This is a genomic window from Sphingomonas soli NBRC 100801, from assembly GCF_001591025.1.
GTDB lineage: Bacteria > Pseudomonadota > Alphaproteobacteria > Sphingomonadales > Sphingomonadaceae > Sphingomonas > Sphingomonas soli.
The window spans coordinates 211,464-238,461 of the sequence record NZ_BCTZ01000013.1 but is presented as its reverse complement, the minus strand read 5'-3'; the positions used below and the strand labels follow the sequence as shown (position 1 = coordinate 238,461).

Genomic DNA, 26,998 nt, shown 5'->3' with positions numbered 1-26,998 from the left:
AAGAAGTTCGCGTTGCGGGGAAGTGTTCGGACGCGCATTTTTGCACATGTCATTGGAGAGAAACGTGATGCCCAACAGGCGCGAATTCCTGGCGACCGGCGCGGTGCTGCCTGCGACGGCGGTGCTCGCCGGGGGGCAGGACGATCCCGTGGCGCGGGTCGCAATGGATCTGGATCGCTATATCCGTTTTGGCAGCAAGCAGGCTGGCGGCACCGGAGACAATCGCTGTGGCGCCTGGCTTGCTGCGGAGATTGCAGCGCTTGGTTTCGAGGTCGAGCGGCAATCGATCTCAGTGCCTTGGTTTGAACCGCGAGCAAGCGAACTCCGCTGTGGGGGACCCCGGACAGAGGTGTGCCCGCAGCCGATCGTGATGCCGACGGGCGAGGGCGGCGTATCGGGCCCGCTCGTGCGAGTCGATGGCGCGGGCATGGCGGAGGTGCCGCTTTCCGGCGCGATCGCACTGCTCGAACTGGCCTTCGCGCGCCATTCCAGCGCGATGAGCAAGGCGATACGCGAACCTGTACACGCGGCCTTCGCGATGGGGGCCAAAGCGGTGATCGTGGTTACGCATGGACCCAGCGGGAAAGTGATCGCGCTCAATGCCGATGGGCGCCAGCCGATTTTCGCGGGACCGGTCGCGCTGCTGGCGCCGGAAGATGCCGGCCCCTTCCTCGCTGCGGCAATGCGCGCGGAGGTCGCGACGCTGGTGATGACTGGCGAAGGCGGCCGGCGCCCCGCTACCAACTTCATCGGCCGGATCGATCGCGGCAGGAAGAAGTGGGTGGTCGTATCGACTCCGCGATCGGGCTGGTATGACTGTGCGGGCGAGCGGGGCGGGGGCGTCGCCACATGGCTCTGGCTGGCGCGCTGGGCGAGCAGGGTCGTAACCGGCTACAACCTCGCTTTCGTCTGCAACAGCGGACATGAATATGAAAATCTGGGTGCGGCCGAAGCATTGAAAGCGACGGCGCCCAGGCCAGCGGACACGCATTTCTGGCTGCATCTGGGCGCAAATCTGGCCTCGCAGGACTGGCACGACTTTACCGGAGCGCCGCTGCCGGGCGTCGATACGCAGCGCTATCTCTCGGTCACGCCGGGACTGCTGCCACTGGCGCGCGAGATATTCGCCGGACAACCGGGGCTTGAAGCGCCCTATTCGAGCGAAACGGTTTCCGCGGGCGAGCAGGTGGAAATTCTCGCGGCGGGCTATGCGACGGTCGCGGCGGTCTTCGGCACGCATCGCTTTCATCATGTCGCCAGCGACAATGCACGCTGCGTATCCGCCGCCAATGTCGCCCGTACGGCTCGCGCCTTTCAGACCCTGATGGAGCGTGTCGCATTCTAAAACTGACTGATGAGTAAGTCAGTATTGACTCCACTCGGCTGGTAATGTCATGTTCCATCCGGATCGCGGAACAACGTCATTCAGGCGTGGCAGCGACATGGAGGGGATTATGAACCACTTAGCGTGCACTTCGTCGCTGATTGCGCTGGCCATGGTTTCGGTCGCGACGCCCGCCTTTGCGCAGACGAGCAACGCTTCGGCGGCGGAGGCCTCGGCGCAGGACGTCCAGCCGGCGGACGAGATCGTCGTCACCGCCACGCTGCGCAGTCAGCGCCTTCAGGACGTTCCGCTCAGCGTCACCGCATTCTCGCAGGAAGAACTGACCCAGAAGGGAGTCGTCGGCTTCGAAGGCATTGCGCGGGAAACGCCCGGCGTCTCGCTGAGCAAGGCGACCGACAACAATGCGCGCTTCACCACGCGCGGCATTTCCACCAATGGCTGGGGCGCGGGGCTCCAGGTCACGACCGCGGTCTATATCGACGAACTGCCGATCACGACGATCGGCAACTCGATCACGCTGGATTCGAACCTGTACGATGTGGAGCGCGTGGAGTTCCTGCGCGGACCGCAGGGCACGCTGTTCGGATCGGGCTCGCTCTCGGGTGCGATGCGCATCCTGACGCGCAAGCCCGAATTGTCGCGGTTCGATGCGTCGGGACTGGTCGATCTGGGCGTGACGCCCGACGGCGGCGGCATTCGCCAGCGCTACAACGCGATGGTCAACGTGCCGCTGGTCGATGGGAAGCTCGGCCTGCGCGCGGTGGGCTTCTACCGGAACGAAGAAGGGTTCCTCGACAATATCGGGACCGGCGTGAAGAATTCGAACACGCTGGAGGGCTTTGGCGGCCGTGCCACGCTGTTGTTCCGGCCGACCGACCGGCTGAGCATTCGGGTGACCGGCGCGTACGAGAATAGCGGCCCCGAGGACGCGTCGCTGATCACGCCGTCGCTCGGCGACCGCAAGCGCAGCAGCATCCGGCCGGATCGCTACACGTCGAAGACGCAGATCTACAACGCCACGCTCGAATATGATTTCGACTGGGCGCACCTGACCAGCTCGTCGACGCTGTCGTACAATTCGGGAGATTTCGACGTCGATCTTGGCGGCACGTTCGGCGCGACGCTCGCCGTGCCGTTCCTGATGGACATCGACTACAAGACCAAGACCTTCGTTCAGGAGACGCGGCTGGTTTCCGCTTCGGACGGTGGCCTCGACTGGGTGATCGGCGCCTTCTACCTCAACCGCGACCTCGACACGTTCCGCGAGGATCGCTCGACCCCGGCCTTCCTGACCGCGCGCAACATCACCGGCCTGCCGGACTCGGTGTTCGCCCAGTACAACAACAATGCGCGCAACTATGAACTCGCGGGCTTTGGCGAGCTGACCTATAATTTTAGCGAGCAGTTCGCGGTTTCGGGCGGCCTGCGCTACGGCAAATATGGCGGGACGGCGACGACGGTCGGCGGCTTCACCAGCGCCTATTTCACCCGGGCGCTGTTCTTCATTCCCGGCGCAGTCCCGCTCGTGACCACGGCGCCGTCGAGCTTCCGCTACCCGACGGCTGCGCGCGCATCGTGGAAGGCGAGCCTGACCTATCGCCCTTCGCGCAGCCTCACCCTCTACGGCACGGTTTCGACCGGCTATCGCACGCCGGTCTATAACGCACGCGCGGGCACGGCGAGCCTGCTCGATCCAAACGACCTGATCATCCCGCAGGGCGCAACGTCGGACAATCTCGTCAATTACGAGATCGGCCTGAAGGGGCGCTGGCTCGACGGGCGGCTCACCGTTTCGCTCGCGGCCTATTATATCGATTGGACCAACATCCAGGTTCAGGCGAACCGCGTGTCGGACTCGGCCCAGTTCGCCACCAATATCGGTGGCGCCTATAGCCGCGGCCTCGAAGCGGAACTACGCTTCAAGCCGGTGACCGGGCTGACCTTCGGGCTCAACGGATCGCTCAACGGCGCGAAGATCACCGACATCACGCCGCAGCAGTCGCAGATTTCGGGCGCGGTGGACGGCGGGCGGCTGTCGTCGCCCAAGGCGCAGGGGTCATTCTACGGCACCTACAGCTATGACCTGGGCGGCGAAGCCAAGGGCTTCACCAGCTTCCAGATCCAGTATGTCGGGTCCTATCCGAACATGTTCCCCAACACGCCGGGGACGCTGGGTACACGCAGCCCGCTGTACGGCTTCACCGACAATTACACGTTCATCAACGTGCAGACCGGTGTGACGATCGGCGACTTCAACGCAACGCTGTATGTCGAGAATCTCGGCAACAGCCGCAAGACGACCTACATCCATCCCGAAGCGTTCGTGTACAGCCGCTACGGCATCCTGCGGCCGCGCACCTTCGGCATCCGGCTGGGCTATAATCTGTGGTGAGCGGGGCCAAACCGACGATCGCCGGGCGGGCGTGCGGATGGCCAGGAGCAGCTTGGCTGTTCCTGGCCGCCGCAGCTGCCCCGGCCGCGCCGGATGGTGCGCGGCCGCAGGTCCGCGTCGCGCAGGGACTGGCGGAAGGCGTCGTCGATGCCGGGACGGGCGTTGTTGCGTACAAGGGTCTTCCCTATGCGCTGCCCCCGGTCGGCAACCTTCGCTGGAAGGCGCCCCTGCCGGCCGCGAGCTGGAAGGGCGTTCGCGATGCCGCGAAATTCGGCAAGTCCTGCCTTCAGCCGCCGCCCAATTCCGCCACCATCTATTATGGCGGCGTGCTGGCGATGAGCGAGGATTGCCTGACGCTCAACGTGTGGGCGCCCGGCAATGCCACCGGCAAGACGCCGGTGATGGTGTGGATCCATGGCGGCGCGCTGCTGGGCGGCAGCAGCGCCGAGCCACTCTATGATGGCGCGAAACTGGCGAAACAGGGCATCGTCGTCGTCTCGATCAACTATCGTTTGGGCCTGATGGGCTATCTGGCGCATCCGGCGCTCAGCGCGGAATCGCCCGATCGCATCTCGGGGAATTACGGCCTGCTCGATCAGATCGCGGCGCTGACATGGGTGCGCGACAATATCGCGGTGTTCGGCGGAGATGCCGGTCAGGTGACGATCGCAGGTGAATCCGCCGGCGCGCTCAGCGTCATCGCCTTGCTGGCCAGCCCCAAGGCCAAGGGGCTGTTCCACCGGGCGATCTCGCAGAGCGGATATATGCCGTCCTACCGGGCGCTCAACACGGTTTCGCTGGGACTGGGTTCTGCCGAGGATGCGGGCGCCGCGCTGGGCAAAGCGGCGGGAGTCTCGACTGCCAAAGGATTGCGGTTTGCCGATCCGGTCCTGCTGTTCCAGGCGGGCCTTGCGAGCGGTTGGGCACCCGAGCCGGTGATCGACGGCGTGGTGCTGAAGCAGCAACTCGCCGTGACCTTCGGCCGTGGCGAACAGAACCGCGTGCCGGCGCTTGCCGGCTTCAACGAGGGGGAAATCCGCTCGCTCCTGTTCCTTGCACCGAAAACGCCCGCGACCCAGGCCGGCTATCAGGCCGATATCCGCCAGCGCTTCGGCGACCAGGCCGATGCTTTTCTTGCGCTGTATCCCGGCACCGATCCCAAGGCCGACGCGATGGATTCGATCCGCGACGGGCTGTACGGCTGGGCCGCGCAATATGTGGTGCGGCAGCAGGCGGTCGCGGGACAGGCGGCCTATCTCTATTACTTCCGCCATTCGACGCCGGCCCAGCGCGAGCGTAACCTGGCCGCATTCCACGCCAGTGAGATCCCCTATATCTTCGGGCAGGTCGGTCCCGGTGCGGCGATCGGGCCGAACTGGCCGGTGCCGCCGGCGACGGCCGAGGAGGATCGGCTTTCGAATGCGATGATGGGCTATTGGGTCGCCTTCGTTCGTGGCGAGCCGATGATCGCGGGCCGCACCGAGTGGCCGCGCTTCACCGCGGCCGATCGCGGCTATCTCGATATCGGCGAGCGCCCGCTGGCGGCGCGCGATCTGCATCCCGCTGCGTTCGCCTGGGCCGATGCGCTCGTCGCGAGCCGTTGGCGGCAGGGACGCGGCTGGCGCTTCGATATCGGCTTCTCTGCTTTTCCCGCGCCATCCCCTCAGTCAGGAACACAACGTTGACGCAAGTTTCGCAGGTCGCCACCCTTCCACCGATGGGCAACGACAAGAAGGCGCCGGCACGCCCGCGCGCGCAGAACCACAAGGCTCGCGTCCGCGAGGAATCGATCGAGCGCATCCTCGATGCGGCCGAGCAATTGTTCGCCGAGTTCGGCTATCACGGCGTCACGCTGAAGGATGTCGCCAACCGCGTCGGGGTCAGCTCCACGCTGATTCATTATCATTTCAGCGGGAAGGAAAGCATCTACGAAGCGATCTGGGCGCGTAAGGCGACGATCTCGTCGGAGAACCGGCTCGAGGCCATGCGCCGCTATGCCGAGGAAGCGGGCGACAATGTCACCGTCGAAGGCGCCTTGCATGCCTGGATCGATCCCGACCTGAACGTCCATATCGAGGATCGCGATTATTGGCGCGCGATCGGCAAGATCAGCGCACAGGCGAACAGCGCCGCCGGCTGGGGTGCGGAGAAGATGACCAAATATTACAACCCGGTCGTCCTCGCGCTGATCGAACTGCTCAAGAAGGCGATGCCGGATTGCGACGAAGAGACGATCTTCTGGGGCTATCACTTCCTGTCGGGCGCGATGACTCACAACATGGCGAGCACCGGCCGGCTGGACGAATTGTCTCACGGCCTCTGCTCGTCCGACGATTTCACATCCATCCGCAAGCATATGGCGACCTTCATGGCCGCCGGTTTCAAAGCGATCTGCCAGGGCACGCCCGAACAGAAATAGCCAGCCGCAACTGACTGCCGTTCGGATGTGTCGCGCCGGGGAGGCGCGGCAGTGCCGTCTGGCGTCCTATCGAGGAGACACGTCCAATGACGACCGATCCGAAGACAATCGGCGCGCGAGAGGCACGCTATGCGTCGTTCGTGCTGGCGCTGCTGTGCCTCGTCTATGTCCTGAATTTCCTCGACCGGCAGTTGCTGTCGATCCTCGCCAAGCCGATCCAGGACGATCTGGCGATCAGCGACGGCCAACTGGGCCTGTTGGGCGGGCTCTATTTCGCACTGTTCTATTGCATCCTGGGTATACCCGTCGCGTGGATGGCCGATCGCGGCAACCGGGTTCGCATCCTCTCTATCGCCTGCGCGCTGTGGAGCGCGGCGACGATCGCCTGTGGCCTCGCGCAGAGCTACCCGCAACTCGCGCTGGCGCGGATCAGCGTGGCGATCGGCGAGGCGGGCGGGGTGCCGCCTTCCTATTCGATCATCTCGGACTATTTCCCGGCCGAGCGGCGCGGCACCGCGCTGGCGCTGTTCAATCTCGGGCCGCCGATCGGTCAGGCAGTGGGGGTCGCGTTCGGCGCGAAGATCGCGTCTGCCTATGACTGGCGGCTGGCGTTCATCCTGCTCGGCGGAGCGGGGCTGATCGCCGCGCTGGCGGTGTGGGGCATGGTGCGCGAGCCGAAGCGCGGCGCGACGGACATCCGGATGCCGGTCGCCGGCACCGCGGATCCCGACGACGCGCCGAGCTTCTGGGGCACGATGCGGATGTTCGCGACGCGACCGACGCTGGTCCTTGTCGCGCTGGCCGCGGGCGCGACGCAGTTCGTCACCTATGCGACGATGGGCTTCACCACGCTGTTTCTGATGCGCGAAAAGGGCATGACGCTCGACCAGATCGCGATCTGGTATGCGCTGTTGCTCGCGATCTGCGTCAGCGCGGGCATCTTCCTGTCGGGGCGGCTGGTGGATCGCTTCGGGCGGAGCAAGCCGCAAGTCTATGGCTTGCTACCCGGCATCGCTCTGGCGATTGCGGTGCCGTTCTTCATCGGCTTCGTCCACGCCCCGGCCTGGCCGGTGGCGCTGGCTCTGCTTGCCGTGCCGACCTTCCTGAACTATTTCTATCTCACCCCGGCGGTGACGCTGGTGCAGAATTCGGTGACGGCGCGGCAGCGGACCCTGGCGGGCGCGGTGCTGCTGCTGATCATGAACCTGATCGGGCTTGGGCTGGGGCCCACATGGGTCGGCGCGGTCAGCGACTGGTTCCGCCCGACGCATCCGGACAACTCGCTGCAACTCGCCTTCTACAGCCTGGTGCCGTTCTACCTGATCGCGATCGCGCTGCATCTTGCGCTGGCGCACCGGCTCGGGCGCGAGGCCCGGCAATGATCGGGGCGAGGATCCCCGGAGCGATGCAATCCTATGCGCTCACGCTCGACCGGCTGATCGATCATGCCGCGAAATGGCATGGCGCGGCCGAGGTGGTGAGTGCAGGCGAGGGCGGGGCGACCAGCCGGATCGGCTATGCCGGGCTTCGCGAACGCAGCAACCGGCTGTCCGGGGCGCTGCGCAAGCTGGGGCTGCGCGAAGGCGACCATCTCGGCCTGCTGGCCTGGAACAGCCAGGCGCATATGGAATGCTGGTACGGCGCGATGGGGATCGGGGTGGTCTGCCACACGCTGAACCCGCGCCTCGCCCCCGCGCATCTCGCCGACGTGATCCGGCAGGCAGGCAATCCGCTGCTGGCGATCAGCCCTGATCTTGCGCCGCTGGCCGAGGCGCTGATGCCGCTGTGCCCCGGCATCCGGCATGTCGTTGTGCTGGAGGAGCCCGGTGCGGACTTGTCACTGCCGGATATTCCGGGCGTGCCGGTATGGCGGTACGCGCAATGGCTGGCCGAATATGGTGAGCCGGTGGAATGGGGCGGGTTCGACGAGAACCTGCCCGCAGGCCTCTGCTTCACCTCGGGCACCACCGGCGCGCCGAAGGGAGTCACCTACACGCATCGCTCCAACTATCTGCACACCATCCACCAGCTCCAGGCCGATGTGATCGGCCTCACCGTGCGCGATACGGTGCTGGTCGCGGTGCCGATGTTCCACGCCAATGGCTGGGGGGTGCCGTTCTCCGGGCCGGCGGCGGGTGCGAAGCTGGTGCTGCCGGGGCGGCATCAGGATGGCGCCAGCCTGGCCGGACTGATCGAGGCCGAAGGCGTCACCGTGGCGGTGGGGGTCGCGACGGTCTGGCTGGGGCTGGTCGATCATCTCGATCGGACCGGCGGCGCGGTTCCGTCGCTCCAGCGCGTGCTGCTCGGGGGATCGCCCGTGCCACAGGCGCTGATGGACCGGCTCGAGCACCGTCTCGGCGCTACCGTCCAGACCAGTTGGGGCATGACCGAAATGTCCCCGCTGGGTACCACCACACCAGCGACCGCACCCGTCCGGCGCGCTGCCCAGTCGGGCCGCCCGCCACTGGGAGTCGATTTGTTGCTCACCGATGCCGAGGGCGTGGCGCTACCCGAACAGCGGGGGCGGGAAGGGCGGCTGCGGGTGCGCGGGGCAAGCGTGGTCGAACGCTATTTCGGGCATGACGCACCGGCGACCGACGGCGATGGCTGGTTCGACACGGGCGATCTCGCAATGATCGACGCCAGCGGCAATGTCAGCATTACCGGGCGGGCGAAGGACCTGATCAAGTCGGGCGGCGAGTGGATCAATCCGGGCGAGATCGAAGCCATCGTCGGTTCGCTGCCCGAAGTGGCGCAGGCCGCGGTGATTGCGCGGGAACATCCGAAATGGGGAGAGCGGCCGGTGCTGGTGGTTGAACCCCGCAAGGGCGCTGAGATCAGCGACGAGACCCTGATGGCGGCGTTGCGCGCGAAGGTCGCGAGCTGGTGGCTGCCGGATGCCATCATTCGGGTGGCGGAGATGCCGCTCGCGCCGACCGGCAAGATCGACAAGAAACGGCTGGGGGCGGATTATGGCTGACCACATCACGGCCACGCGGCGCAGCGTGATCGCCGGAATGACCGCGGCGTCGATGGCCGTCGCGCTGCCTGCGCAGGGCGCTCGGCGGCGAATGCCCAAGGGCTTTCTGTGGGGCGCCGCGATCTCCGCGCATCAGAGCGAGGGCGGCAATGTCGCGTCGGATAGCTGGTTGCTCGAGCATCTGCCCGAAACGGTCTACAAGGAACCGTCGGGCGACGCGTGCGACAGCCTGAACCGGTACCAGCAGGATTTCGCGATCGCGCGCGCGATCGGTCTCAACTGCTATCGCTTCGGGATCGAATGGGCGCGAATCGAGCCGGAGCCGGGGAAATTCTCCATTGCGGCACTGGACCATTACCGGCGCGTCCTGACCGACTGCCGCGCGCATGGCCTGCTGCCCATCGTCACCTACAGCCACTTCACCGTGCCGCGCTGGTTCGCGATGCGTGGCGGGTGGGAAGTGGCCGACAGCGCCGATCTGTTCGCGCGCTTCTGCGACACCGCCACGCGCGCGCTGGGCGACCAGATCGGCATGGCGTCGCCGTTCAACGAAGCGAATATCCATTTGCTGGCAAAGCTGTGGCGCGGGGCGGCTACGCCGGAATATCGGGCGAAGCGCGTCGCGATGATCGCGGCGGCCGCGAAAGCGACGAACGCGCCCGCCTTCTCCTCGATCCTGTTCGCCGATCCCGACCGGATCGACGGCAATTTGCTCGACGCGCAGGCCAAGGCCTATCAGGCGATCAAGGCAGGGCCGGGCGATTTCCTGGTCGGCGTGACGCTCTCGACCCAAGCCGTCGAGCCGTTCGGTGAGAACAGCGTCGCAGCGCGCCTCGAATCTGAACTCTATGGCAGTTGGTGGGATGCAGTGAACGCCAGCGACTTTGTCGGCGTTCAGACCTACACCCGGATGCGCGCGGACGCGAACGGGTTGATGCCGCCGCCCGAAGGCGCGGAACTGACCGGCGCCGGTTACGAATATTACCCCCAGGCGCTGGGCCACACGATCCGGCTTGCAGCGCGCAAGACCGTCAGGCCGATCTACGTCACCGAGACAGGCATCGGTACCGACAATGACGCGCGCCGGATCGCGTGGCTGGACGCGAGCATCGCCGAAGTGGAACGCTGCCAAGCTGAGGGCATCGCGGTCCACAGCTATATCTACTGGTCGCTGCTCGACAATTTCGAATGGACGCAGGGCTATGGCCAGCGCTTCGGGCTGGTCGATGTCGACCGGGCCAGCTTCGTCCGCAGCATGAAACCCAGCGCGCGACACTATGCCAGATTGATCGGAGAACGGCGATGAGCCTCGCGGGATTGTTTGACCTGACCGGCCGCGTGTCGATCGTCACCGGAGGATCGCGGGGGCTGGGGTTGCAGATCGCCCGGGCGCTTGGCGAATATGGGGCGTCGCTCGCGCTGGTTGCACGCAAGCAGAACGAACTCGACGCGGCAGTCGCGGAGCTGGGCGGCGACGCGGTGGCTTTCGCTGCCGATCTAGGCACGCCTGAAGCGGTCGCCGATCTCACCAGTCGCGTGATGGCGCATTTCGGGCGGATCGACGTCCTGGTGAACAATGCCGGCACAAGCTGGGGAGCACCGGCGGAGGCGTATCCGCTGGAGGGATGGAGCAAGGTGATCGACCTCAACGTCACCGGCCTGTTCCTGCTGACCCAGGCGGTGGCGCGCGCCGCCTTCCTGCCGCAGGGCAAGGGTGCGGTGATCAATGTCGCATCGATTGAGGGGCTGCTGGGCCATCATCCCGACCGGATCGGCACGATCGCCTACAACACCGCCAAGGGCGCGGTGATCAACCTGACCCGTGCGCTCGCCGCCGAGTGGGGGCCGCGCGGCATTCGCGTCAATGCACTGGCGCCAGGCTTCTTCCCGTCGAAGATGACCGGCTCGACGCTGGATACGCATGGCGGGGCGTTGCTGCACCAGACGCCGCTGGGCAAGCTTGGCGGCGATACCGACCTGATGGGGCCGGCGCTGTTGCTCGCATCGGACGCGGGCGGGCATATCACCGGGCAGGTGCTGGTGGTGGATGGAGGAACGACGATCATATGACTCGCCTGCTCAGCCGTCGCGACGTTGATTTCCTGCTCCACGACTGGCTCGGTGCGGCGGCGCTGACCGATCGCGAGACGATCGACATGGTTCTCGACCTGTCGGAGAAGCTCGCTGCCCACTCCTTCCTGACGCACTACAAGCGCAGCGACGTCGAGGAACCGTATCTGGACGATGGACAGGTGCGCATCTGCCCGGCGATCGGCGAGGCGCTGGCGCAATATGCCGAGGTGGGCCTGTTCTCGGCGGGCTTCCTAGCCGAGCAAGGCGGGCTGGGCTTGCCCTATCTCGTGTGCGCGGCATCGTTCGCCTTCTTCGCGGCTGCCAATGCCGCCACCGCGGCCTATCCGATGCTGACCGTCGCCAATGCGCGGCTGATCGCGACCTTTGGTACGTCCGCGCAGTTCGAGGCATTTGCCCGGCCGCAGATTGCGGGCGAGTGGTTTGGTACCATGTGCCTGTCCGAACCGCAGGCGGGATCGAGCCTCGCCGATGTCACTACCCGCGCCGAACCCGATGGCTGCGACGGGTTAGGCGACCGCTATCGCATCGCCGGTAACAAGATGTGGATCTCGGGCGGCGACCAGGACGCCAGCGCGAACATCGTCCATCTGGTGCTCGCCAAGGTACCCGGCGCGGATGGGAAGCTGCCCGAAGGCACCGCCGGCATCTCGCTGTTCATCGTGCCCAAGGTCCTGCCCGACGGGACGCGCAACGATGTGAGCGTGGCCGGACTGAACCACAAGATGGGTTATCGCGGCACGGCCAATTGCCTGCTCAATTTCGGCGAGCAGGGCGGGGCGACCGGCTGGATCGTCGGCGCGCCGGGGCAGGGGCTGCGCCAGATGTTCCAGATGATGAACGAAGCGCGGATCGGGGTCGGGATCGGCGCGGCCGCGATGGCCTATCGCAGCCACCTGCTTTCGGTCGACTATGCGAAGGAGCGGCTTCAGGGACGCCCGCCCGGCCAGCGCGGTGGTCCACCGGTCGCGATCGTCGAGCATGCCGATGTCCGCCGGATGCTGCTCGAGCAAAAAGTCTATGCCGAAGGCGCGCTGGCGCTGTGCCTCTATTGCGCGCGCTTGGTGGATCTCGCGGAGCATGATGCGGAGGCAGCGGCGCTACTGGCCCTGCTCACCCCGGTCGCCAAGACCTGGCCGTCCGAATATGGCCTGGTCGCCAACGACATCGCGATCCAGATCCATGGCGGTTATGGCTATACGCGCGATTTCGAGGTCGAACAGCTCTGGCGGGACAACCGCCTGAATCCGATCCATGAAGGCACCACCTCTATCCAGGCGATTGACCTGATCGGGCGCAAGATCTTGCAGGACAGTTCCGGAATGGCAGTGCTGGATCAGGCGATCCTGAGGACCATAAGTGCTGCGCGGGCCGACGCCGGTCTGGAGGGTCATTCCCGGACCTTGGGCGAGTCCTGGTCTAGGGTGAATTCGACAATCGCGGACCTGCGCGGCTGCCCCGGCAATTCCGCGCTCGACAATGCGACGGCGTTCCTGCGGGCGTTCGGCCATGTCGTGGTGGCCTGGCTGTGGCTGGATCAGGCCATAGCGGCCGCCGGGTCGACGCAAAGGGGTGTCGAGGCGGGACGCTTGGTCGAGGGAAAACTGCAGGCTTGCCGCTTTTTCTTCGAATGCGAACTGCCCAAGGCCCGGATGCTGCTTGGTTTCGTAGGGTCTCGAAGCGACGTCGCGTCCGGACCGGGGTCTCGAATCTTCTGAATCCGGCGCATGGCGTTCCATAAGGCCGCGTTACGCAAATCACGCCGGTGTGAGTCCAACGTGCGATCCGTCATCTATGAGGATTTTCCGCAGCTCTTCGGGAAGCGTGTCACCGCCTGGCGGCACGGCGAGAATCTGCGTCTTGCGCATTGATATGCCGCGATCCTGACCCTATTGGGACCGCCCCGACTGCCATTGCGGGTTCAGCTTTGCTTCGAGCCGGCGGAGCTCCGCATCGAGAATAGCAACTTCTGCGTCGTTTTGTTCGCCGATCGCAAAGCGAATCCGTGTGCAGAGTTCCGCAATGGCGTGTTCGGAATAGGCGAGCGCGTTTCTTTCCCGGCCGATCACGGCTGCCGCGTCTGCGGCGAGAGAGGACAATAGTTCGAGCGTGCCCAGGTCCGCGGTGCGAGGTTTCTGGTCCAGGAGGCATAGCGTGCCCAGAGCATGGCCGCCGCTGGACACCAGAGGCGCCGCATAATAGGCGCGCACGTTCATCTCGATCACGGCCGGAGCGAATTGAAACGGGGCTCCGTCCACGCATCGGCCACGCAAAGGGGTGCAAAGCCCGGAACCTGGATCGCTGCGTCGCAGAAACTGTCGGGCCGGGTGAATTCCCGCGGATCGAAGCCGTAGGAAACCGCAAGCCATAGTCGCGATCGGTCGACGACCGAAACGGCCGCGAAGGGAAACCCTGCCGCCTTGGCGGCGGCGATGCCTTCGGGCGTGAGCTGGGTGGTGATGCCGATGCCGGGAGCGAGTGGCTTATGTGCCATTGATGGGATGCCTTTGCTTGCTGACGGACGCGATCAGATCGCGTCGACGGGAATCTTGAGGTAGCGGACGCTGTTCGCCTCGGGTTCGGGGAAGTGGCCGCCGCGCATATTGACCTGCACCGAGGGCAGGAGGAGCCTCGGCATGTCGAGCGTTCGGTCGCGTGTGGTGCGCATCGCGACGAACTCCGCCTAGCCGATCCCATCGTGAATGTGGATGTTGGCGTCGCGCTCGGCGCCGATCGTCGTTTCCCAGGCGAAGCGTTCGCGGCCCGGCGCCTTATAGTCGTGGCACAGGAACAGCCGCGCCTGGCGAGGGAGCTCGAGCAGCCGGCGGATCGAGCGATAGAGCTGCGCCGCGTCCCCACCCGGGAAGTCGGCGCGCGCGGTGCCGTAGTCGGGCATGAAAATCGTGTCGCCGGCGAACACCGCATCGCCAATGACATAGGCGAGGTCGGCGGGAGTATGGCCGGGCACATGAATGACGGCGATTTGGAGATTGCCGAGCGCGAAGCTGTCGCCATCGTCGAACAGCCGGTCGAACTGCGATCCGTCGCGCGCGAATTCGGTCCCCGCGTTGAAAAGCTTGCCGAAGGTCTCTTGCACGACAGTGATCGCGCGGCCGATCGCCAGTTTGCCGCCGAGGCGCTGCTGGAGCCAGGGCGCGGCCGAGAGATGATCGGCGTGCGCGTGCGTCTCGAGCAGCCAGTCGACGCTCAGCGCGTTCTCCCGGACATAAGCCAGGATCGCCTCGGCCGAGGCGTGCGAGGTCCGCCCCGCTGCCGGATCATAGTCGAGCACCGAGTCGATGATTGCCGCGCGGCGCGTTGCGGGATCATGCACGACATAGCTTGCCGTGAACGTCGCGTCGTCGAAGAATGCGCGCACCTGGGGGCGAAGCGCCGGCGCATCGAGCGCAGCGGCAACCACTGTGTTCGCTTGCTCTAGCGCTTCGTCGCGGATCGGACAGCAGGCGGCGGCGCTCATCGAAACGCGTTGCCCGCACGCAGGCCGAGTGCCTTGAACAGCATCGCCGCCGGGCACCAGCCGGAGAATGCCGCCTGGATCATGTTGAGACCGGCGAAGGCGGACAGCCTGCACGGCCAGCCCGAGGACGAGAGTCGGCCGACCTTGCTTTGGGAGGGGGAGTGGGAGATCACCTGGGTCACCTTCCGCGACATGGGCGCGGCATTCGGCGCAGCGCTGCTCGGCATCTATTTCCTGGTCGTCGCGCAGTTCCGCAGCTTCCGTCTGCCCTTAGTAATCCTGACCCCGATCCCGCTGACGCTGGTCGGCATCGTCATCGGCCACATGCTCTTCGGCGCGCCGTTCACCGCGACATCGATGATCGGCTTCATCGCGCTCGCCGGGATCATCGTGCGCAACTCGATCCTGCTCGTCGACTTCATCCGCCACACCCAGGTGAAGGACAAGGCGCTACGCGAGGTGCTGATCGCGGCCGGATCGATCCGGTTCAAGCCGATCCTTCTCACCGCGCTGGCGGCGATGATCGGGGCGGGCGTCATCCTTACCGACCCGATCTTCCAGGGCCTGGCGATCTCGCTGCTGTTCGGCCTCGCCTCCTCGACCTTGCTGACCGTGCCCGTGATCCCCGCGATTTATGTGGTGCTGCGCGACGATGGCCGGGTTGCAACCGAACCATCGCCTGCATAGCTGTGGAGCTGTGAAAGAAGACATGCTTGGCGCGCTCGACGGCGCATCGGAGTTGCTGAAGTCACTCTCGGGACGCAGCCGGCTCATGATCCTCCGCCATCTCTGGGAGGGGGAGAAACCGGTTGGCGAACTGGTGCGCCTGACGGGCATGCGCGACGCCGCGGTGTCGCAGCAGCTTGCGCTGCTGCGTAAGGATCGCATCGTGACGGCTCGGCGAGACGGTCAGACGCTCTATTACTCGATTGCCCATGAGGGCGCTTCGCGGGTGCTTGAAGCACTCCACGGCGTATTTTGCGCGTCCGAAGCCGAGGCGTAGCGGACGGGCATCTTAACGAACGACGGATTTCGGGATTCTCCGCGGACCGCTTGAACGGCCGAAGTTAGGGCGTTTGGTGACCGGCAGCTGTACCATGTTCGAATCCTAGGGATGCGCTCAACTGGCTGCGGCGGCGTTGACGCGTCTTTCGAGCTCGGCGATGCTCTCGGTGACGGCCTCGAAGCCGGGTGCGGTGCCGAAGATCATGCCCGACATCGCTGCATAATCGAGCTTGAGCGCGTCATACATCTCGCGCTCCGGCATGAGCGCGAAGGTTGGATGCACGGCGCTCGCCAGATCGAATGCTGGGCGGTTGAAGAACATGCGGGCATGCGCGACGCAGTCGGCGCCGAGCGCGGGATCGGCGATCGCCTGCGCGCCGAGTGGCGACTGCATCAGCTCGTGCAGGTCGTAATAGTGCCGCGAGATGCGGTTGCCGCCGCCGCGCAGCACGCCCTTGGACTCGTACCAGTGGCGCAGGCCGTGCAGGATGACGACCTTGTCCCAGAAGGTCCGCTCGGCATCGACGACCGTGATGTTGGGCACTTCGAGATCGAGACCCGGCGCATCCTCTTCCAGATACGGGCGGATCGAACGGATCGAGTTCGGGTCGAGCGCCGACTTCGCGCCGGACTCGATCTTCACTGCCTTGGGGATATAGGCGTCGAACTCGGTCGCGGTCGGATATTTGACGAGCAGCGTCTGCCGGTCCTTGGCGTCGGGCACGATCTTCAGTTGGCCGGGCGCGATGCCGCAGCGCTCCGAGGCATCCGCGGCGATCTGCGTGAGACCGTCGAGCATCGCGCCGTTGATGAAGGCCTCGCATGCCTCTCGGATCGCATCGAGCGCCTTTTCGCGCTTCTTGCCGGTCATCGCCTGCAGATCCTCGACCGAATAGTCTTCGCCGAGATCGTCGCGGAACACCGTGACGTCGATATCCTCCGAGAAGCGGCGGATCAGCCCGAACCCCTTGGACAGGGAGGTGCCGCCCTTGAACAGCAGGCGCGGGCCGTCGGGAAGCCCGTTGAACAGCGCGTCGAGCGTCCAGCACACCCAGAAGTCTTTCTCGACATTCTGCGGCGTGGTGCCGATGCGCTGCGCGGTCGCGGTGAACAGCCCGGCACGGGTCTCGGCATCGGCCGACAGGATCGTGTCATAGGCGGGGTTCATGCAGCGCGCCTCGCGGTCAGCAGGGGTTTGAGGAAATCCTGCATCCAGGCCGGCAGGGTCGACAGCCCGTCGCGCAGGTCGTTGCGGATCCTGGCGGCATTGGGGCCGCTGTGCAGCAGGTCGTCGAGCCGTTGCCTGAGGTCGTCCAGGCCGTCCGGGTCGCCGAGCGTGTCGCGCAGCCAGTGCAGCGCCTGCACGATCCGCATCGCCGGGCGGCCTGCCCAATAGAGCTTGCTCGCCGCGGTCGGCTTGAACGTGATGATCATGTTGCCGAGGGGGACCGAGCGCAGCCGCGCATCGGTATGGACCACGATCTTCGACGGCACCGCATTGGTGAGGCCGAGATCGTTGGCGGCCGTCATCCCGTCGACCAGCACCCGAATCTGATCGCGCCGCGCAATCGCGTCGATCACCTGGCGCGGGTCCGGCGCATTTGGCTGGCGGGTCAGGCTGTTGACGGCCGGCTGGTCATAGAGGCCGCGATCGATGCGCCGCAGGTCGCCGGCCTTGACCAGGCGCTGCAGGACCTTGTCGACAGCGTCGCGGCCGCCGAGGTCGAGAAAGTCGGCGGGTGTCCACACCATGCGCGGCTTCGCCTTGGCGATACGCTGCAGGATCCCGGTCTTGAGGTCAGGCGTGTCCATGTCCGATATTTGCCTACATATTTCGGACGCAGCACATAATAGGTTGTCCGAAAAACAACAACAAATTTCGGACAAGACTCGCTGACGCCGAGGACTTGGCTGCACAATATCCGCAGCTCAGCGCTCGCGGGCTTCGATTTCCATCAAGCGTATGCGGCCGACCACCGAGACGAAGAAGGCCGTCGACCAGCCCAGCAGGATGATGCCGTTGGCGCCCTCTATAGCGCCGAACACGCGCCAGCCGCGCGGCAGCACCACATCGCCATAGCCGATCGTCGTATAGGTCGAGGTCGAGAAGTACAGCGCTCCCTCGAAGCTTCCGAGCATCGCCGCTCCCGCCCGGCCAGCCGATACGCAAAGCTGCGTATCAGCCCGGAAAATGTTCCGAGCTTGTCGCATGGCCGGGAACGTTCCGGGTCGTTGCGTACTGCAGCAGCCCGCCGAACCGGTCACAGCTGCAGCGGGGAGGTCCAGGCCCATGAGGCCGCATTCTAAAAGGAGGACCCAATGCTTGGATGGCTCATCGTCGCGGCGAGTGCGTTCAACCTGCTGTGCACCGGGACGACCTATCTCCATAATCCCGCCGACCCCTACAGCGCGCCTGAAACCTATCAGACCAGCGAGACCTACCGGATTGATCTCAAGAAGGGGCGATGGTGCCTCGATCGATGCACTTCGACGATCGCGATCGCGAAGATCGAACCGACCGTGATAACCCTGCAGGACATCGCCACCCCGATCTTCGATGTCCAGGCCTATTCCGTGACGATCGACCGCGAGACCGGGCTGCTCTTAGCGAAGCTGGTGGTGCGCGGGATCGAGAGCCGCTCGGTCCTGCAATGCGAACTGCGTCCGTTCACTGGGTTCCCGGCGATCAGGTTCTGAGCCAGGTCAGCGCTTCAGATATGCCTCCACTGCATCGGCGCCATTGCCGACAGCATCGACCGCCTCCTGCAGCCGGTCGCGGCCGACGCCGAACTTGTCGGTCCAATAGGCAACTTCATAATCCTCGCCCATGGCAATGCGCGAGGAATCCTGCGGCGCGCGCAGCGCCTTGTTGTCGCTCATGATTTCTCTCCTTCGCGAGGCTGAATCGTCGAGATTTCGGTAGGTTCCCCCAGGCCCGTCCATCGCCAGCCCGAACGGCGGGCCTCAATCCCTACCCGTCTGGAGAGCCTCGGGCCCGATCTGGCTGCGGAGAACCTGCAGGAAATCCCGCACAGTCGCCGATGCGGCGGAGGACACCGCGCTCCTCGCTGCCTCGAGCACCCTGAGGACGCGCGTCCAACCCGCCGCCGTTGTCGTAGCCGCCTTGCGGATTTCGCCCACTGTAAGCCGCGGCGTCACCAACTGCGCCGGAAGCTCGCATCGATCCAGCCAGGCGGTCGTGACGATGTCAGAAAACGGCAATGCCACGAACTCCGCGAGCTTCGCTTGATGCAGGTAGCGTCCCGCCACGACGTGACAAATCAGCAGCTCGTCAGGGGAAACACGCTTCTGCACGGGTGCCACCATTCGCCGTTGGCGCGCTTGTCGGCGAACCGCCGATGCCAATACGCTTCAATGCCGGGCGGATCGTCAGTGCGGATCGTGTGAACAAGAGCCGCAGCTTCCGGTAGCGCGACGCGAATTTCCTTCACACGCTGTTCCAATTCGTCGCTGCGGCCAATCTTGAAGTGATCGCCGGATTTGAGAAGATAGACATGGCCGTCAGCGCCCTTTGGCGTTGGCCGGGGTGCAGCACGATCAGGTTTCGGCTCGGGCAGCAATGCGGCAACGTCGGCGAACTCGGGCTTGTCGCCGATCCATTCGCGCAACGCGACTACCATGTCATCCTTCGCCGGGAAGCGGTTGAAGATGGTGCTATGCGCGGGGAAGCCCTCATTGGTTCGTGCGTAGAGCCGCAGTTCCGCATACGTCGGCGCACGTTCGAAGTGCCGTGCAGCGTGCGCTATCTGTTCAAGAATGAAGTCGTTATCGGTGCGGCCCTGAAGATCGTTGGCGGTCAAACCGGCTTCTCGAACTGCATCGCCCCAGCGTGCCCAATAGATGCCGAGCCATTGCGAAGTTCGAATACCCGTCTCGCGCTCAAACAGGGTGCGGCCGGGCGCTTTGCCGGTCGCAGCAGCAATTCGCTTAATCTCGGCAACAATCTGATCCCGCATCGTCACAGTTATAAGCGTGGCATCGCTACGGGCAACGATCGTCGCTAGAGTGTGGGCATGTCGCAATTAATCCCGCTTCTCACCGCATTTGGGCTCGGCTCAATCGTCACCGCGCTTGTTCAGGCTTGGTTGTCGCGACGATCGCAGGAAGACGAACGTCGCTTCAAAGAGAAGCAGGCCGCATATGTCGGGCTGTTGGAAGCCTATCATCGTGCGGCGGTCGAAGGCAGCGACGAAGCAGCGAAGGCGTTCGCATACTGGCAGATGCGGTGCGAGTTAGTCGCCCCCGAGCCGGTGCGCGACGCGATTCGCCGCATTGTCGAAACCAACAGTGACCGCGCGGGCCGGGATGCCGCCCACGAAGACCTGAAGACGTCCATGCGCGCCGATCTTCGCATCACGAAATGAAGGCCGCTGCGACCGTGGGTATCACATGGCCGCGCGTGCTGCCCCGGTGCTACCCCGAGCGGACCCCTGCCGGGGAAATGTCGCTAAGTCATTGAAATGATGGTGCTGCCGGTGAGGATTGAACTCACGACCTCAGCCTTACCAAGACGCTTTTTTACTTGCGCTAATCTATCCAAACCTACGATTTCAGTCATTTTTTCTTGACTCAGATAGCCGACAACGCGAAACTTTAACCCACGATATTCTGACTCTTGCTTCCAATCTGCTTCCAAATTTCGGATGCTCTCGGAAGGCTGAGGTCGGGTTGGAGTAGTATAGCATGTCCACCGAGCGCGTTCGAATCACCAAGCGCATCGTCGATGGCCTCTCGGCCGATGGCACCGACCGCTTCCTTTGGGATAGCGATGTCATTGGTTTCGGGCTGAGAATATCTCCCGCTGGCAAGCTGGTCTATGTGCTTCAGTACCGCATCGAGGGTCGCCAGCGCCGGTTCAAGATCGGGCCGCACGGCTCGCCCTGGACGCCCGAAGCCGCGCGTAGCGAGGCGCAGAGCCTTTTGGGAAAGATTGTAGATGGCATCGACCCGCAGCAAGAAAAGATTGCGGAGCGTAAAGAACTCACGCTCGCCGATCTTAGCGAGATCTATCTGAACGAGACTCTCTTTACCGCGAAGGAGAGTTCGGTCCGGCAGGCGCGTAACAATATCGAGAACCACATCCTGCCGCTGCTCGGCAAGCGTCGGGTGTCCAAGATCGAGCGGAGCGATATCGAGCAGATGCTGCGGGACATCGCGGCCGGCAAGACCGCCCGAACCCTCAAAAAGGGGCATCGGCGACTGTCGCGCGTGCGCGGCGGGAAAGGCGCCGCGAACCAGTGCGTGACGACCATAAGTGCGATGCTTGGCGTGGCAGTGGAACGCAAGCTGCGGCCGGACAATCCGGCCATCGGCGTCCGGAAATTTCCCGGCAAGAAGATGGAGCGGTTCCTCTCGCCCGCCGAGCTGGCGCGGCTGGGTGAGGCACTGGCCGCTGCCGCATCGCTCGGCGTGGAAAGCCAGTACGCGATCGCGGCGCTGCGGCTGCTGGTCCTTACCGGCTGCCGGAAGAACGAGATCCTGAAGCTGAAGCACAGCTATATCGATCGCTATCATCGCTGCCTGCGTCTGCCGGATTCGAAGACGGGCGCCAAGGTCGTCCATCTGGGCGGACCCGCGATGCGGATCATCGCGATGGTGCCGAGGGTGGAAGGCAACCCTTATCTGCTGCCGGGCAAGAAGGACGGCACCCATGTCACCGACCTGCAGGCGGTATGGGTCCGGATCCGGAAAACCGCCGGCCTGGAGGACGTGCGCATCCACGACCTGCGCCACAGCTTCGCCTCGATCGGCGCGGCCACGGGCGACAGCATGTTGATCATCGGTGCGCTGCTCGGGCACCGCAGCGCCAAGACGACCGAACGCTACACCCATTTGTCCGATCACCCGCTCAAGTCGGCGGCCGAGCGCATCTCCGACGAGATCGCACGGTGCCTTGGCGAGGGTCTCGAAGTAGTGGCCGCCAACGACACCATGCCGGGCGATCCGCTCGAAGCCTATTGGGCGGTCGATTCCGAAAATGAATCCCTTCCGTCCGACCCGGTGCTCGGCGCGGTAATCCGCACGCAGTGGCTCGACACGCGCGCCGCAGCCTTGTTGCTGGGCTTCACGGTCGGGACGATGCAGACCTACCGCTGGATGGGGACCGGCCCCGCCTTCCGCAAGATCGGGCGCCGCATCGTCTATTCGGCCGACGCATTGACTGCCTGGGCGAAGTCCCAGGGGCGCGAATTGCAGGCCATGGCTGCGTGAACTGACTGGCCCCCGGCGGTGACCGGCACGCACGATCCCACATCCGCTTTCCGCCAGCCGTTTCGACGATGGCATTCAGCCGCTACGAAACCATTTGTAGTCAGTATCGGAGAAAAGCTGGTGAGAGACGGATCACTCGATGATGTGGTGGCGGTCTGGATGGACCGGGTCGTCGAGGAGCATTGGGGCCGCAATCCCGGAGACAACGAAGCCGCCGTCTATTTCGCGATGCTCAAGCAGAGCGTCGCCGGGCTGCTTTCCACCCACGATCGGTTCGAGCCCGCCACCGACTACCGCAAGGAGGTCGCAGAAGTCTTGCGTGTGGTGCGGGACCTTCTCGGTCCTCCGGAGGAAGGAGAAGAGCCGGAGCCCGACTGGTCGGAGCCCGAGATTGCGGAGCTGCAGGCTCCTGCCGAAGGCGAGCCCCGGGTGCCGGACGTGAAGCATGCCCGCTATTGGGAAAGCGATTCCTGGCGGAAGGACTTCTACACCAGCTTCAACCGCTGGTTCTGGGACATGAAGGACTATGCGCTTCCCGCCGGCCGCCGGAAGATGGATTTCATATGGGATGTCGGCGAGGTCTGGATCGCCACCGGCGCCGCGGCCCTGGTCTATTACGCCAAGAATGACCGCCCGCGCTGGAAGGCGGTCGCCGACATGATGCGCGAATGCGCCGACCTTGTCGAAAAGGACGGACTGCGTTCGCTGCCCTGGGGCAGGTGGGGCCGCTATGCCCCGGCCAACCATGAGCCCAAGCCCTGACGGCAGAGCCTTCAAAGCTGTCCCCTTGGGCGAGGAGATCGCCGGGCCGGCTAGCCGACGATATATTCCGCAAAGGCCTTGGCGACATAATCGTTCCAGACCTCGGATCCGCGCAGCCTGTCTCCGCCGCCGTTGATCAGCTCAAGCGGCACATCGCTAATCCGGACCGCGACCGGGACGTACCGCACCCGCAATTGGCCGATGGTGATCTGACGGCTCGGAAATTCCCTTCCGAATTCGCGCAAGTGCGGCACGGCGCGGTGATGGAGCTGGCTGTCCTCGCGGCCCTCCTGCCGGGCTGTGTGCGCGCGCAGCGCTACGCTGACGACATCGTCGACCGTCGGCTTGGTCAGCGGCGCGTCCTCCACCGCGACGATAGGCGGGATGTACGCATTGATGGCATCGCCTGGCGGGTTCTGAAGGCGGATGGTGGGATCAACGATGACGAAGGGCGGCGCTACTACCCAGGAGTGTCCGATCTCCTGGCCCGGAGTGGCCGGAAGGTCCTTCACGGCCTGGGCTCTGACAATGTCCTTGGCGGGGACCGACATGATCATCGAACCCTTGAGCGCGAAGCTCCACACGCCCAGCCGGTCGAGGATGCGCGGCATCATCGACGAGACATGGACGCAGCTGCGCTGCATATCCTCCTGCTCGAACAGGTCCGCGAGGAACGCGGCGAGGCGCGGCACGATGGCCCGGGCGCGCGCGTCGTCGTCGGCGCTGCGCGGCCGCGATTGGACCCACAGCGCATAATTGTCGAGAAAGCGCCGATCGAGCGCCTCCTGGGCCATGAAGGCGGGCTGGTCGTAAAAGCCGAACGCGCCCGTATCGACGCCGAGATCGCGCAGCTTCTGGTCGAGCGGCGCGTGCGACGCTGCGCGCTCAGCGGATCTGCGTTTCGCTTCGGACACTTCTTCCCCCTATGTCTGGCCGGGCCGGATATGGGAGCCCGAACCCGCTCCCTCAATCGCGATCAGTCGCCGACACCGGCATAGCGGAACGTCGGATTGCTCCATTTCGGCTGCAAGCTGTGCTGCGCGACATAGTCGATGAGCCGGCGGGCGAGCGTCTCCGGCGACGGGCTTGATAAGCCCGTACGCTCGGCGATCTCGTCGATCCGCGGAGACGTGGAATGGACCCAATCGATCGCCATGATCGCAGGCGCCTCTTCCAGCGCTCGGGAGATGAAGCCAGACGACAGCCGGCCGACCTTGGCGGCCTCAATGGTCACGATCGCGCCCTTGGTGTTGGTCAGCTTGTCGAGCGCCACGGCATTGATCAGACCCTGGCCCATGATGGCCTGCAAGGTCATCAGCCCGTCGCCGAGCGAAACCACGTCCGAATCGCCGTTGCGGTGCGCCTCGGCCTGCACCTCGCGGGGCCGGCAGCCGCTATAGTCGGCCAAGTCCCCCTCGGCGATGGAGGCGCGCGCGACGCATCCGATCTCGGTCATGCCGCGCATCAGGAAGATCGCCAAAGCGGCGCATCGGTCCAGGCTCACCTCATGAAAGTCGCTGGCGATATAAAAGCCGTCACCGACCTGGTGCGCGAAGAGACGTTCGCCGTCGCGCGGATAGCATTTCCTTCCGATCTCGAAGATCAGGCTGGTGAGCTGGCCGAGCCCGCGCAGAGCCAGATCGCCCGCGCTCCAGAGGTTGCTGAATCCTTCGACGTCGATCCAGATTCCCCAGCGACCCTTTTCTTCGTCCAACCTGCTTCTCCCGGCATATCGATTTGGCTTCCGGTCATGCGCCTGCCCGCTATGGATAGGCAATGCCGCCCTTCGACCTGGATCATGTGCCGCCGACCGCCTGGCCGGAATCGCTTCGCCCGATCGGTGAATACACGCACGAGAAGGAGAGCTTCGACAGCTGGTGGGAGCGCAATCGGCCGGTGCTGGCGCACCTGCCCGAAGACCTGTGCGAGCAATGGATCTACAAGCACTGGACCTATTCCCCGTTCAGCTTCCTGCCGCTCGACAGCCTTGGATGGGAACGGCGGGCCTGGACCGGTGAGCAGCTCTTGGCCGCCATTCACCGGGCCTTTGGTGGCGAGCTGCATCCCCAGTTCGACTATGACACCTTCCAGCGACGCGGCGGTGCGGATCGTCATCCGACGGCCGTCGCGCTCGACCAGGGCACTTGGGACTATCCCATGGTGCTCCTATCTACGCCGTTCGGCGTCATCGACGGCGGTGAGTTGTTGCCCGATGTGCGACTGGTCATCGTCGAGGGGCACCAGCGGCACCGCTACCTGAATGCGCTGCACGTCCTCGGGCGCGCACCGGCGGGGCCGCATGAAACCATCATCCTGTCGACGCCGCTCACCGGTGCCGCCCGGACGGCTAAGGACATCGATCGCCAATGAAGATCATTCTTGCCTGCGACGAATCCGGCGCGAAGGGCTATGCTGACCAGGACGAGCAGGACCCCGGCGAGGTCGGTGTCTTCGCGGGCGTGTTCGTGCCCGAAGAAGTCCTTGCTGCCGCGGAGCTGCGGCTCGAAGCAGCAATCGCGCCCTATCGGAGCATCGACGGCAAACTCCACATCACCGACCTGCCGCCCGAGCAGCAGCACGGTTTACGGGCGGACATATTCGCCGCGATCCTCGAGCTGAACCTGCCGTGCTTCTGGTATGCGATCCACGTCGCGGGTTTCCACAACTTCCACCGGATGACCCAGCAAATCCTCTCCGATACGCGAACCGACATGGCGGCACGGAACCCCAATCCAAGGGTCAAGATCGGCAGTCCGCGCGAGAAGCCGGAGTCGCTCCACGCGATGCTGTTCACCGGCCTCTACAGCCATATCGTGGCTTATATCGAGGAGCGCCGGCCAGGCCCGGTCGAGATCGTCGTGCGCACCGACAATGTCGATGCGCCGATCGCCAAGCTGTTCCGGCAAGAGGCAGCGGAGTTGCTCCACACGGGTCCGCGGACCAGCACCGCGACCGGCTTCGACACGGTCACCAAGGCGGTGGTGAGCGCGGAGATGCGCTTCGAAGCGAAGATACCGCCGGCGCTTGAGGTCGCGACCACGGTTCAAAACCTGACCATCACGCCGGTGGGCGACGAAGATCCTATCGTCGTGGCGGCCGACGTGCTGGCGAACAGCCTGTGCCACCTGTTCCACAATCGCCCGCCGGAAGATCTCTACTCTGATCTCAACCGGCCGTCTGCGGTCGAGGACCATCCGCTGCTGGATGTGCTCGCCAGCTTCAGGAACTGGGGAGGCCCGGACCCTAGCGATCGGTTGTACCGCCACCCAGCGGCGCCGCCGCTCGATGCCGATTAGCTCGCGGACAAAGGCTGTCGTCTGGATCAATCGCCCCCGGCAACCGCGTCCTCAGCCGCGCTCCTCGCGAGGTCCGAGCTGCACCACCGGGTGTCCGACAAGCCCCTGGACAGGGGCCCGCGACAGGATGAAACAGGGCCGGAAGGGGATCAGCGTTGGCGTTTATCGATGAGCTCGTTGAGGGCGGCGGGAACTTCATCTTCAAGCAGACCGATGGTGGCGCCTCGCTCAGTCCGGCCAGCGATCGCGACGCGGACCTTGCCTCATTCCAGAATCTGGTGCGCCGGGTTCGTGCCAATGCGGGCGACGGCTATGCGATCCATCTCGAGCATGTCTGCGCCGATCGGCCGGGCCAACTCGTCGACCTGATGGTACTGCGCATCGGCTGAGCCGCTTGGGGCGGCTCGCGGGACCGGTCATGCGTGCCGGCCGAGCGCGGCCGCTTCGGCGATGAAGCCGCGATAGGCATAGTTGATCAGGTCCCGCACCAGCTCGAGCAAACCGCCGGTTGCGAAGCCGTCGAACGGGTCGCCATGCGCGAGCAGGTTGCGACGTTCGGCCAGGGTCGGATGCACGTCGCCGGTCAGCTGGCCGATGGCGCTTCCCCCGCAGCGTACCGACATCGGGATGTGCGCGTCGGTCAACCCATCGGCCTCCACCATATGGACAAGCAGCGTCGAGAAGCTGCGCTTGCGCTTGGAGTAGGCGCCGCCGTACCGGTCCATCAGTGCCACTTCGAGGGCGATCAATGCGGCGAGTTCGCCGGCCTTGATCGTGGCGAAGTCGATCCATCCCAGCATATAGAGGCGCTGTGCGCGGTCGAACTTGGCTTGCACGATGTCGGGGATGCGCGAGTCGATGCCGAGCGCAGCGATGAATTCGCGCCAGGCGGCGCCGGTTTCGAATGTGAGGAATCCGCCCGCTTTGCCGTTCGCCGGCCAGGGCAGCTGCAGCGGCTCGCGCTCGAACCGGACGACGATATCGGAAGGGTCGGTCATC

At 64.9% G+C, this 26,998-nt stretch carries 27 protein-coding genes and 3 pseudogenes; 18 read left to right on the top strand and 12 right to left on the bottom strand.

The window, feature by feature from the left end:
• The first annotated feature begins 67 nt into the window (after nucleotides 1-67).
• The 9 genes from SSO01S_RS10440 (at nucleotide 68) to SSO01S_RS10400 (ending at nucleotide 12,945) form a co-directional block, all read left to right on the top strand.
• The gene (locus tag SSO01S_RS10440) at nucleotides 68-1,345 is read left to right on the top strand and encodes a hypothetical protein (protein ID WP_066798615.1); all 1,278 of its coding nucleotides are present in this window, start codon (nucleotides 68-70) and stop codon (nucleotides 1,343-1,345) included.
• 109 nt (nucleotides 1,346-1,454) lie between these two features.
• A complete protein-coding gene (locus SSO01S_RS10435) occupies nucleotides 1,455-3,737 on the top strand; it encodes a TonB-dependent receptor (protein WP_083942965.1) in 2,283 nt (760 codons plus the stop codon).
• On the top strand, nucleotides 3,734-5,422 hold the full coding sequence (locus tag SSO01S_RS10430) for a carboxylesterase/lipase family protein (RefSeq protein ID WP_218000363.1): 1,689 nt from the start codon (nucleotides 3,734-3,736) through the stop codon (nucleotides 5,420-5,422). The genes SSO01S_RS10435 and SSO01S_RS10430 overlap by 4 nt, the downstream gene beginning before the upstream one ends.
• Nucleotides 5,419-6,156 (top strand): TetR/AcrR family transcriptional regulator, encoded by a 738-nt coding sequence (locus tag SSO01S_RS10425; protein WP_245646728.1) that lies wholly within the window; start codon nucleotides 5,419-5,421, stop codon nucleotides 6,154-6,156. Before SSO01S_RS10430 ends, SSO01S_RS10425 begins: the two co-directional genes overlap by 4 nt.
• Before the next feature lie 86 nt (nucleotides 6,157-6,242).
• Entirely contained in the window at nucleotides 6,243-7,538 is a 1,296-nt protein-coding gene (locus tag SSO01S_RS10420) for a spinster family MFS transporter (protein ID WP_066798612.1), read from the top strand.
• Entirely contained in the window at nucleotides 7,535-9,136 is a 1,602-nt protein-coding gene (locus SSO01S_RS10415) for an AMP-binding protein (protein ID WP_245646726.1), read from the top strand. Before SSO01S_RS10420 ends, SSO01S_RS10415 begins: the two co-directional genes overlap by 4 nt.
• Nucleotides 9,129-10,442 (top strand): glycoside hydrolase family 1 protein, encoded by a 1,314-nt coding sequence (locus tag SSO01S_RS10410; protein WP_245646724.1) that lies wholly within the window; start codon nucleotides 9,129-9,131, stop codon nucleotides 10,440-10,442. The genes SSO01S_RS10415 and SSO01S_RS10410 overlap by 8 nt, the downstream gene beginning before the upstream one ends.
• Entirely contained in the window at nucleotides 10,439-11,206 is a 768-nt protein-coding gene (locus SSO01S_RS10405) for an SDR family oxidoreductase (protein WP_066798610.1), read from the top strand. Before SSO01S_RS10410 ends, SSO01S_RS10405 begins: the two co-directional genes overlap by 4 nt.
• Nucleotides 11,203-12,945, top strand: a complete 1,743-nt coding sequence (locus SSO01S_RS10400; RefSeq protein WP_066798609.1) for an acyl-CoA dehydrogenase — start codon at nucleotides 11,203-11,205, stop codon at nucleotides 12,943-12,945. Before SSO01S_RS10405 ends, SSO01S_RS10400 begins: the two co-directional genes overlap by 4 nt.
• A gap of 171 nt (nucleotides 12,946-13,116) precedes the next feature.
• On the opposite strand, the gene SSO01S_RS10395 is transcribed toward SSO01S_RS10400, so the two are convergent.
• The 3 genes and pseudogenes from SSO01S_RS10395 to SSO01S_RS10385 form a co-directional block, all read right to left on the bottom strand.
• Nucleotides 13,117-13,443 carry a GAF domain-containing protein gene (locus tag SSO01S_RS10395; RefSeq protein WP_369404248.1) on the bottom strand — a complete coding sequence of 109 codons (327 nt, stop codon included), beginning with the start codon at nucleotides 13,441-13,443 and terminating at the stop codon, nucleotides 13,117-13,119.
• Between the two features lie 5 nt (nucleotides 13,444-13,448).
• A complete protein-coding gene (locus SSO01S_RS17910; RefSeq protein ID WP_066798607.1) occupies nucleotides 13,449-13,721 on the bottom strand; it encodes a hypothetical protein in 273 nt (90 codons plus the stop codon).
• A gap of 33 nt (nucleotides 13,722-13,754) precedes the next feature.
• Nucleotides 13,755-14,681: pseudogene (locus SSO01S_RS10385) on the bottom strand (MBL fold metallo-hydrolase).
• A 132-nt stretch (nucleotides 14,682-14,813) separates the two neighbouring features.
• On the opposite strand from SSO01S_RS10385, the pseudogene SSO01S_RS10380 reads away from it, so the two are divergent.
• Nucleotides 14,814-15,392, top strand: a pseudogene (locus SSO01S_RS10380) (efflux RND transporter permease subunit); the annotation flags it as partial.
• A gap of 10 nt (nucleotides 15,393-15,402) precedes the next feature.
• A complete protein-coding gene (locus tag SSO01S_RS10375) occupies nucleotides 15,403-15,708 on the top strand; it encodes an ArsR/SmtB family transcription factor (RefSeq protein WP_245646720.1) in 306 nt (101 codons plus the stop codon).
• A 117-nt stretch (nucleotides 15,709-15,825) separates the two neighbouring features.
• Here the strand turns inward: SSO01S_RS10375 and SSO01S_RS10370 are convergent, their stop codons facing one another.
• The 3 genes and pseudogenes from SSO01S_RS10370 to SSO01S_RS17900 form a co-directional block, all read right to left on the bottom strand.
• Nucleotides 15,826-16,878 carry a nucleotidyl transferase AbiEii/AbiGii toxin family protein gene (locus SSO01S_RS10370; protein ID WP_066798604.1) on the bottom strand — a complete coding sequence of 351 codons (1,053 nt, stop codon included), beginning with the start codon at nucleotides 16,876-16,878 and terminating at the stop codon, nucleotides 15,826-15,828.
• Entirely contained in the window at nucleotides 16,875-17,522 is a 648-nt protein-coding gene (locus SSO01S_RS10365) for a DUF6088 family protein (RefSeq protein ID WP_157073730.1), read from the bottom strand. Before SSO01S_RS10365 ends, SSO01S_RS10370 begins: the two co-directional genes overlap by 4 nt.
• A gap of 117 nt (nucleotides 17,523-17,639) precedes the next feature.
• Nucleotides 17,640-17,846: pseudogene (locus SSO01S_RS17900) on the bottom strand (potassium channel family protein); the annotation flags it as partial.
• Between the two features lie 183 nt (nucleotides 17,847-18,029).
• On the opposite strand from SSO01S_RS17900, the gene SSO01S_RS10355 reads away from it, so the two are divergent.
• Nucleotides 18,030-18,407 (top strand): hypothetical protein, encoded by a 378-nt coding sequence (locus SSO01S_RS10355; protein WP_066798603.1) that lies wholly within the window; start codon nucleotides 18,030-18,032, stop codon nucleotides 18,405-18,407.
• A gap of 6 nt (nucleotides 18,408-18,413) precedes the next feature.
• Here SSO01S_RS10355 and SSO01S_RS17265 read toward each other — a convergent pair whose 3' ends face one another.
• The 3 genes from SSO01S_RS17265 to SSO01S_RS10345 all read right to left on the bottom strand — a co-directional run bounded on the left by SSO01S_RS17265 (nucleotide 18,414) and on the right by SSO01S_RS10345 (nucleotide 19,687).
• Nucleotides 18,414-18,590, bottom strand: a complete 177-nt coding sequence (locus SSO01S_RS17265; protein WP_083942962.1) for a DUF3606 domain-containing protein — start codon at nucleotides 18,588-18,590, stop codon at nucleotides 18,414-18,416.
• Nucleotides 18,591-18,674: 84 nt separating this feature from the next.
• The gene (locus tag SSO01S_RS10350) at nucleotides 18,675-19,025 is read right to left on the bottom strand and encodes a hypothetical protein (protein WP_157073729.1); all 351 of its coding nucleotides are present in this window, start codon (nucleotides 19,023-19,025) and stop codon (nucleotides 18,675-18,677) included.
• Nucleotides 18,992-19,687 carry a GIY-YIG nuclease family protein gene (locus SSO01S_RS10345; protein ID WP_066798601.1) on the bottom strand — a complete coding sequence of 232 codons (696 nt, stop codon included), beginning with the start codon at nucleotides 19,685-19,687 and terminating at the stop codon, nucleotides 18,992-18,994. Before SSO01S_RS10345 ends, SSO01S_RS10350 begins: the two co-directional genes overlap by 34 nt.
• 57 nt (nucleotides 19,688-19,744) lie before the next feature.
• Here SSO01S_RS10345 and SSO01S_RS10340 point away from each other — a divergent pair, with 57 nt between their 5' ends.
• From SSO01S_RS10340 to SSO01S_RS10330, 3 genes are all read left to right on the top strand, one after another.
• Entirely contained in the window at nucleotides 19,745-20,095 is a 351-nt protein-coding gene (locus tag SSO01S_RS10340) for a hypothetical protein (RefSeq protein ID WP_066798600.1), read from the top strand.
• Between the two features lie 319 nt (nucleotides 20,096-20,414).
• The gene (locus tag SSO01S_RS10335; RefSeq protein ID WP_066798599.1) at nucleotides 20,415-21,941 is read left to right on the top strand and encodes a tyrosine-type recombinase/integrase; all 1,527 of its coding nucleotides are present in this window, start codon (nucleotides 20,415-20,417) and stop codon (nucleotides 21,939-21,941) included.
• 120 nt (nucleotides 21,942-22,061) lie between these two features.
• Complete coding sequence (locus tag SSO01S_RS10330; protein WP_157073728.1) at nucleotides 22,062-22,703, top strand: hypothetical protein; 642 nt, start codon at nucleotides 22,062-22,064, stop codon at nucleotides 22,701-22,703.
• A gap of 50 nt (nucleotides 22,704-22,753) precedes the next feature.
• Here SSO01S_RS10330 and SSO01S_RS10325 read toward each other — a convergent pair whose 3' ends face one another.
• Nucleotides 22,754-23,617, bottom strand: coding sequence for an alkaline phosphatase family protein (locus SSO01S_RS10325; RefSeq protein ID WP_066798597.1), 864 nt, complete (start codon nucleotides 23,615-23,617; stop codon nucleotides 22,754-22,756).
• Nucleotides 23,618-23,679: 62 nt separating this feature from the next.
• The gene (locus tag SSO01S_RS10320; RefSeq protein ID WP_066798596.1) at nucleotides 23,680-24,417 is read right to left on the bottom strand and encodes a hypothetical protein; all 738 of its coding nucleotides are present in this window, start codon (nucleotides 24,415-24,417) and stop codon (nucleotides 23,680-23,682) included.
• A gap of 62 nt (nucleotides 24,418-24,479) precedes the next feature.
• Here SSO01S_RS10320 and SSO01S_RS10315 point away from each other — a divergent pair, with 62 nt between their 5' ends.
• From SSO01S_RS10315 to SSO01S_RS10305, 3 genes are all read left to right on the top strand, one after another.
• Nucleotides 24,480-25,073, top strand: a complete 594-nt coding sequence (locus tag SSO01S_RS10315) for a hypothetical protein (RefSeq protein WP_066798595.1) — start codon at nucleotides 24,480-24,482, stop codon at nucleotides 25,071-25,073.
• Nucleotides 25,070-25,999, top strand: a complete 930-nt coding sequence (locus tag SSO01S_RS10310) for a hypothetical protein (protein ID WP_066798594.1) — start codon at nucleotides 25,070-25,072, stop codon at nucleotides 25,997-25,999. The genes SSO01S_RS10315 and SSO01S_RS10310 overlap by 4 nt, the downstream gene beginning before the upstream one ends.
• 155 nt (nucleotides 26,000-26,154) lie before the next feature.
• Nucleotides 26,155-26,388 carry a hypothetical protein gene (locus SSO01S_RS10305; protein ID WP_066798593.1) on the top strand — a complete coding sequence of 78 codons (234 nt, stop codon included), beginning with the start codon at nucleotides 26,155-26,157 and terminating at the stop codon, nucleotides 26,386-26,388.
• A gap of 27 nt (nucleotides 26,389-26,415) precedes the next feature.
• On the opposite strand, the gene SSO01S_RS10300 is transcribed toward SSO01S_RS10305, so the two are convergent.
• Nucleotides 26,416-26,997 carry a hypothetical protein gene (locus SSO01S_RS10300; RefSeq protein WP_066798592.1) on the bottom strand — a complete coding sequence of 194 codons (582 nt, stop codon included), beginning with the start codon at nucleotides 26,995-26,997 and terminating at the stop codon, nucleotides 26,416-26,418.
• Nucleotide 26,998: the final 1 nt, after the last annotated feature.

Excerpts from the sequence above, each read along its gene's own strand:
- SSO01S_RS10300 (WP_066798592.1), bottom strand. The coding sequence starts at position 26,997 with ATGACCGACCCTTCCGATATCGTCGTCCGGTTCGAGCGCGAGCCGCTG.
- SSO01S_RS10345 (WP_066798601.1), bottom strand. The coding sequence starts at position 19,687 with ATGCGGGATCAGATTGTTGCCGAGATTAAGCGAATTGCTGCTGCGACC.
- SSO01S_RS10310 (WP_066798594.1), top strand. The coding sequence starts at position 25,070 with ATGAAGATCATTCTTGCCTGCGACGAATCCGGCGCGAAGGGCTATGCT.
- SSO01S_RS10440 (WP_066798615.1), top strand. The coding sequence starts at position 68 with ATGCCCAACAGGCGCGAATTCCTGGCGACCGGCGCGGTGCTGCCTGCG.
- SSO01S_RS10405 (WP_066798610.1), top strand. The coding sequence starts at position 10,439 with ATGAGCCTCGCGGGATTGTTTGACCTGACCGGCCGCGTGTCGATCGTC.
- SSO01S_RS10435 (WP_083942965.1), top strand. The coding sequence starts at position 1,455 with ATGAACCACTTAGCGTGCACTTCGTCGCTGATTGCGCTGGCCATGGTT.
- SSO01S_RS10415 (WP_245646726.1), top strand. The coding sequence starts at position 7,535 with ATGATCGGGGCGAGGATCCCCGGAGCGATGCAATCCTATGCGCTCACG.
- SSO01S_RS10355 (WP_066798603.1), top strand. The coding sequence starts at position 18,030 with ATGCTTGGATGGCTCATCGTCGCGGCGAGTGCGTTCAACCTGCTGTGC.
- SSO01S_RS10410 (WP_245646724.1), top strand. The coding sequence starts at position 9,129 with ATGGCTGACCACATCACGGCCACGCGGCGCAGCGTGATCGCCGGAATG.
- SSO01S_RS10340 (WP_066798600.1), top strand. The coding sequence starts at position 19,745 with ATGTCGCAATTAATCCCGCTTCTCACCGCATTTGGGCTCGGCTCAATC.
- SSO01S_RS10315 (WP_066798595.1), top strand. The coding sequence starts at position 24,480 with ATGCCGCCCTTCGACCTGGATCATGTGCCGCCGACCGCCTGGCCGGAA.
- SSO01S_RS10365 (WP_157073730.1), bottom strand. The coding sequence starts at position 17,522 with ATGGACACGCCTGACCTCAAGACCGGGATCCTGCAGCGTATCGCCAAG.
- SSO01S_RS10420 (WP_066798612.1), top strand. The coding sequence starts at position 6,243 with ATGACGACCGATCCGAAGACAATCGGCGCGCGAGAGGCACGCTATGCG.
- SSO01S_RS10335 (WP_066798599.1), top strand. The coding sequence starts at position 20,415 with ATGTCCACCGAGCGCGTTCGAATCACCAAGCGCATCGTCGATGGCCTC.
- SSO01S_RS17265 (WP_083942962.1), bottom strand. The coding sequence starts at position 18,590 with ATGAGCGACAACAAGGCGCTGCGCGCGCCGCAGGATTCCTCGCGCATT.
- SSO01S_RS10370 (WP_066798604.1), bottom strand. The coding sequence starts at position 16,878 with ATGAACCCCGCCTATGACACGATCCTGTCGGCCGATGCCGAGACCCGT.
- SSO01S_RS10400 (WP_066798609.1), top strand. The coding sequence starts at position 11,203 with ATGACTCGCCTGCTCAGCCGTCGCGACGTTGATTTCCTGCTCCACGAC.
- SSO01S_RS10395 (WP_369404248.1), bottom strand. The coding sequence starts at position 13,443 with ATGAACGTGCGCGCCTATTATGCGGCGCCTCTGGTGTCCAGCGGCGGC.
- SSO01S_RS17910 (WP_066798607.1), bottom strand. The coding sequence starts at position 13,721 with ATGGCACATAAGCCACTCGCTCCCGGCATCGGCATCACCACCCAGCTC.